This window comes from Cryobacterium sp. MLB-32, assembly GCF_000738085.1.
Lineage (GTDB): Bacteria > Actinomycetota > Actinomycetes > Actinomycetales > Microbacteriaceae > Cryobacterium.
On record NZ_JPRS01000267.1, the window covers coordinates 1 to 4268 of the forward strand.

3 protein-coding genes and 1 pseudogene are annotated in these 4268 nt (G+C 66.4%); 1 reads left to right on the forward strand and 3 read right to left on the reverse strand.

Annotated features, from left to right (window positions below; all coding sequences use genetic code 11):
* The 3 genes and pseudogenes from JF66_RS24535 to manA form a co-directional block, all read right to left on the reverse strand.
* Positions 1 to 112, reverse strand: a pseudogene (locus JF66_RS24535) (WhiB family transcriptional regulator); the annotation flags it as partial.
* Between the two features lie 198 nt (positions 113 to 310).
* Positions 311 to 1330: a UDP-glucose 4-epimerase GalE gene (gene galE, locus JF66_RS17365; RefSeq protein WP_051973708.1), complete on the reverse strand. Its 1020-nt coding sequence runs from the start codon at positions 1328 to 1330 to the stop codon at positions 311 to 313.
* Between the two features lie 118 nt (positions 1331 to 1448).
* Complete coding sequence (gene manA, locus JF66_RS17370) at positions 1449 to 2798, reverse strand: mannose-6-phosphate isomerase, class I (protein ID WP_035879989.1); 1350 nt, start codon at positions 2796 to 2798, stop codon at positions 1449 to 1451.
* Positions 2799 to 2917: 119 nt separating this feature from the next.
* On the opposite strand from manA, the gene JF66_RS17375 reads away from it, so the two are divergent.
* The gene (locus JF66_RS17375) at positions 2918 to 4096 is read left to right on the forward strand and encodes an acyl-CoA dehydrogenase family protein (RefSeq protein ID WP_035879991.1); all 1179 of its coding nucleotides are present in this window, start codon (positions 2918 to 2920) and stop codon (positions 4094 to 4096) included.
* The last annotated feature ends 172 nt before the right edge of the window (positions 4097 to 4268 follow it).

Here is a 4268-nt window from a genome sequence, read left to right on the forward strand (position 1 = left end):
AGGAGAGGGGGTTGCCCTCGCCAATGTCCTGTCGAACGCCGGGTACACCCAGGTAAACAGGATCAACGAACCAGTCCTCGGGGACTCCAGAACGATAATCAGGTATAGCCATATCGTCTCCCACCGATCAAGTGACGCCCCGGTTGCGCGTCACCCCCTAATTACACCCGTGTAATTCCTTTTCGTCAAGTCGCGGATAGTAAACCCTCAATAGTTTCTAGAGAGTTGCGACGCGCCCAACGGATCAAAGTCGGGCATTTGGGGGGTTTCACGCAAATTCGGCGCTTCTTCACCCACTTGCCGGGCGATTTCACGCCCGATGCACGAACTCCCCGCCGTCGAGGACGGCGCCGCCGGAGGCATCCGCGAGCACGGCCGCCTGTGAGGATTCCCAGGCGCTGCGCACCATGTCATCGAGACTGTGACGCATTTTCCAGTCCAGGTCGCGAGCAGCCAGTTCACCGGAGGCGACGATGCGGTCGGGATCTCCCGCGCGCCGCGGGCCGTGCTCCGGCACGAAGTCGATTCCGGTCACGGTCGCCACCGTCGACATGATCTCGCCCACGGACACCCCGTCCCCGCTGCCGAGGTTGTAGACGGATTCGATGGTCTCGCCGGCGGCGAGGCGCCGGGCGGCGGCCACGTGCGACACGGCGAGGTCCGCCACGTGAATGTAATCCCGCACGCACGTTCCGTCGGGTGTCTGATAGTCGGTGCCGTTGATGCGCGGGGTGCGCCCCTCGGCGAGCGCAGCGAACACCAGCGGGAACAGGTTGTGCGGGCTGGTGTCGCTCAGGTCGAGCGCTCCGGAGCCCACGACGTTGAAGTAGCGCAGGGAGGTGTGCGTGAGACCGGTCGCGATGCCCTGATCGCGCAAGAGCCATTCGCCGATGAGCTTCGACTCCCCATACGGCGATTCAGGGCTCTTGGGCGTGCCCTCGGTGACGAGGTCGGTGTGCGGCGTGCCGTAGACGGCGGCGCTCGATGAGAAGACGATCTTGTCGATGCCCGACTCCTGCATGGCGGCGAGCAGGGTGGCGGTGGCCGTGACGTTCTGCTCGTACGTGTGCAGGGGGCGCTGCACCGACACCCCGGCGTACTTGAAACCGGCCACGTGCACAACGCCGTCGATCTGGTGGTCGGCGAACAGGTTGAGCAACAGTTCGCCGTCGAGAACGTCGCCGCGCACGAAGGGAACATCCGCGGGCACAAATCGCTCATGGCCGCTCGACAGGTTGTCGAGCACCACCACCTTGATGCCCTCGGCCAGAAACGCCCGCACTACGTGCGAACCGATGTATCCGGCACCACCGGTGACCAACCAAGCCATGTGTATTCCCTCTTCATTCGGAACGTTCAACGTCGCAGCGCCGCACCCGGTGCGGCGCCCGTACAGACTATCTGTCGCCCTCATGAAAGCCGGCGGCGAGCGCGGCTCTCGCCCGGACTCAGGCGCCGGTGGTGGCGAGAAAGACCTCGCCGGCGCCGGCGAACGTGAGCGTGCCCTCGTCGGGCGTCACGTACACCGCCTGGCCGCGCTTCACCGTTGCGGATGCCCCGGCACCGGCCACGAGAAATCCGCCGGCCGTGCAGATGGCGATTCCCGGGCCGGTCAGCGTGAACTGCCGCATCGGAACGCTCGCACCGACACTCCCGGGCTCACCCGTCGGTGTCGACGCGACCGCCTCGATGTGCACGAGCTGGAAGTCGGACACGTCCGGCCGGAAAACCGATACCCCTGGGGATTCCACGATCGGCACGAGATGGGGCGGTGGCACCGGGGTGAAGTCGAGCACGGTGAGCAGCTCGTCAATGTCGATGTGTTTGGGGGTGAGGCCGCCACGCAGCACGTTGTCCGATGCGGCCATCACCTCAACACCGAGTCCGGAGAGATAAGCGTGGATGTTGCCGGCCGGGAGATAGAGCGCCTCACCGCGGCTGAGCGACACCCGGTTGAGAAGCAGCGCGATCACGATACCGGGATCGCCAGGGTACGCCCGTGCCAGTGTTTGCACGGTAGCGAGTTCGCGCGCAAAGCTGATCACCGCACCACCCTCGGCGAGAAAGACGGCGTAGTCGGCGAGCGCCACGACGCGCTCCACCAGCCACTTCACCTCGCCGGAGTCGCCCCCGCGGCCGTCACGCAACAGCCAGTCCACGGTCTCGCGCACGGCATCGTCACCGGCCAGCCGGGCCTCGAGCGCGTCGAGGGCGCCCGGCTGCGGGTCGTCGGTGGCCGTATCCAGGGCGCGCAGCTCCTCGATGATGCGGCGCACCTCGGCGAGGTCGCGAAATCCGCTCAGCGCCTCGAACGTCTCGCTGAGCGCGTAGATCACCTCGGGCTTGTGGAACGGGTCGCGGTAGTTGCGATTGCCAGCGCTGACGGGCACATCGGAGGCGTTTTCGAGTTCGAACCCGGCGCGCGCTCGCTCCGAGGTGGGGTGCGCCTGCAGCGAGAGGGGCCGGTCGGCGGCGAGGATCTTCAGCAGAAAGGGCAGCCGCGGTGACGCAACGGTCTCCCCTTTTCGTCCAGCGACCGGGGACGATCCGCCGGCGACAGTGCCGCCGATCCGGGCCGCGCCCAGCGCCACCTCGGGTGCGGCCGCGATCCAGTCGGCGAGGTTTGCGGCACCGCCGACCTGGTCGGGGTTTTCGATCACCGAGGGCGAGCCGGCGTGCGCGCCGAGCCAGAGTTCCGCTTCGGGACCGCCCGACGCGGGGTGCCCCAGCAGGTCGGCGATCGCGGTGGCGGATCCCCAGGCATAATCCCGAGGCGTATTGGTGATGCCCACAAACATGGCTGTCTCATTCCCTCGGCGTTTAGACCAAACTACCAACCAGCTTGGGTACGGTTGGCGTGCTGCCTAGGCTGCAGACACTCTGCGTTCTGCAGGCGACCCTTGCGAAGGAGCAAGTAATGACCTTTGAGCACCTCACGAGCGACTTCTACGGCTACCAGAATCTGCTGACCGACCAAGAGAGAGACGCCCTCACCGAACTCCGCGCCTACCTCGACGCCGAGGTGCGACCGATTGTCAACGGATGCTGGGAGCGGGCCGAATTCCCCCACGAGGTCATCAAGCCGCTCGCGAAGCTCGGCATGTTCTCGTACCAGTGGCCGGAGACGGCGCCGTTCGAGAATTCCGCCGTGTTCCGCGGTTTCGTGGCGCTCGAACTCTCGCGCGTCGACGCATCCATTGCCACGTTCGTGGGCGTGCAAAATGGCCTCGCGGCCGGCTCCATTGCGGTCTGTGGTTCCGCGGAGCAGCGCGCCGAGTGGCTGCCGAAGCTCGCGTCCGGCGACGTGCTCGGCGCCTTCGGACTCACCGAGCCACTGTCGGGCAGCGATGCCGCCCGCGGGTTGCACACCACGGCACGACGCGACGGCGACAGCTGGGTGCTCAATGGCGCGAAGCGCTGGATCGGCAACGGCACGTTCAGCGACATCACCATCGTGTGGGCGCGCGACGAAGCCGATGACCAGGTGAAGGGCTTTATCGTGCCCACCGATACCGTCGGCTACACGGCGACAAAGATCGAGGGCAAGATCAGCCTGCGTTCCGTGCAGAACGCCGACATCACGCTCGAGAACGTTGTCGTAGCCGAAAGCCTGCGCCTGCAGAAGGCCAACTCCTTCAAGGACACCGCCAAGGTGCTGCGGCTCACCCGCGCCGAGGTCGCCTGGTCGGCCGTGGGCAACGCGGTGGGCGCCTACGACGCCGCCGTGGCCTATTCCACGACCCGCATGCAGTTCGGCAAGCCGATCGGGGGCCACCAGCTGGTGCAGGACCTGCTCGTGAAGAGCCTCGGCAACATCACCGCGAGCCTCGGCATGGTGGTGCGGGTGTCGCAGATGCTCGACGAGGGAACTCAGCGCGACGAGCACTCCGCCCTCGCCAAGACGTATACCACCAGTCGCATGCGCGAGACTGTGGCCTGGTGCCGCGAGCTGTTCGGCGGCAACGGCGTCACGCTCGAGTACACGGTGGCCCGTCACTTCGCCGACGCGGAGGCCATCTACTCCTATGAGGGCACTCGGGAGATGAACACCCTCATCGTGGGCCGCACGATCACCGGCCACGCCGCGTTCATCTGACCCTGCACGCTGAAGGAACGGCTCGCCAGGCCTCGATCGCTCGTACCTCGCGCCTCGACCAACGAATCCCCCCGCGCGTCGAAAGAGCGGCTCGCCAGGCCTCGATCGCTCGTACCTCGCGCCTCGACCAACGAATCCCCCCCGCGCGTCGAAAGAGCGGCTCCCCAGGCCT

Coding starts and splice junctions, on each gene's coding strand:
- manA (WP_035879989.1), bottom strand. CDS start 2,798: ATGTTTGTGGGCATCACCAATACGCCTCGGGATTATGCCTGGGGATCC.
- galE (WP_051973708.1), bottom strand. CDS start 1,330: ATGGCTTGGTTGGTCACCGGTGGTGCCGGATACATCGGTTCGCACGTA.
- JF66_RS17375 (WP_035879991.1), top strand. CDS start 2,918: ATGACCTTTGAGCACCTCACGAGCGACTTCTACGGCTACCAGAATCTG.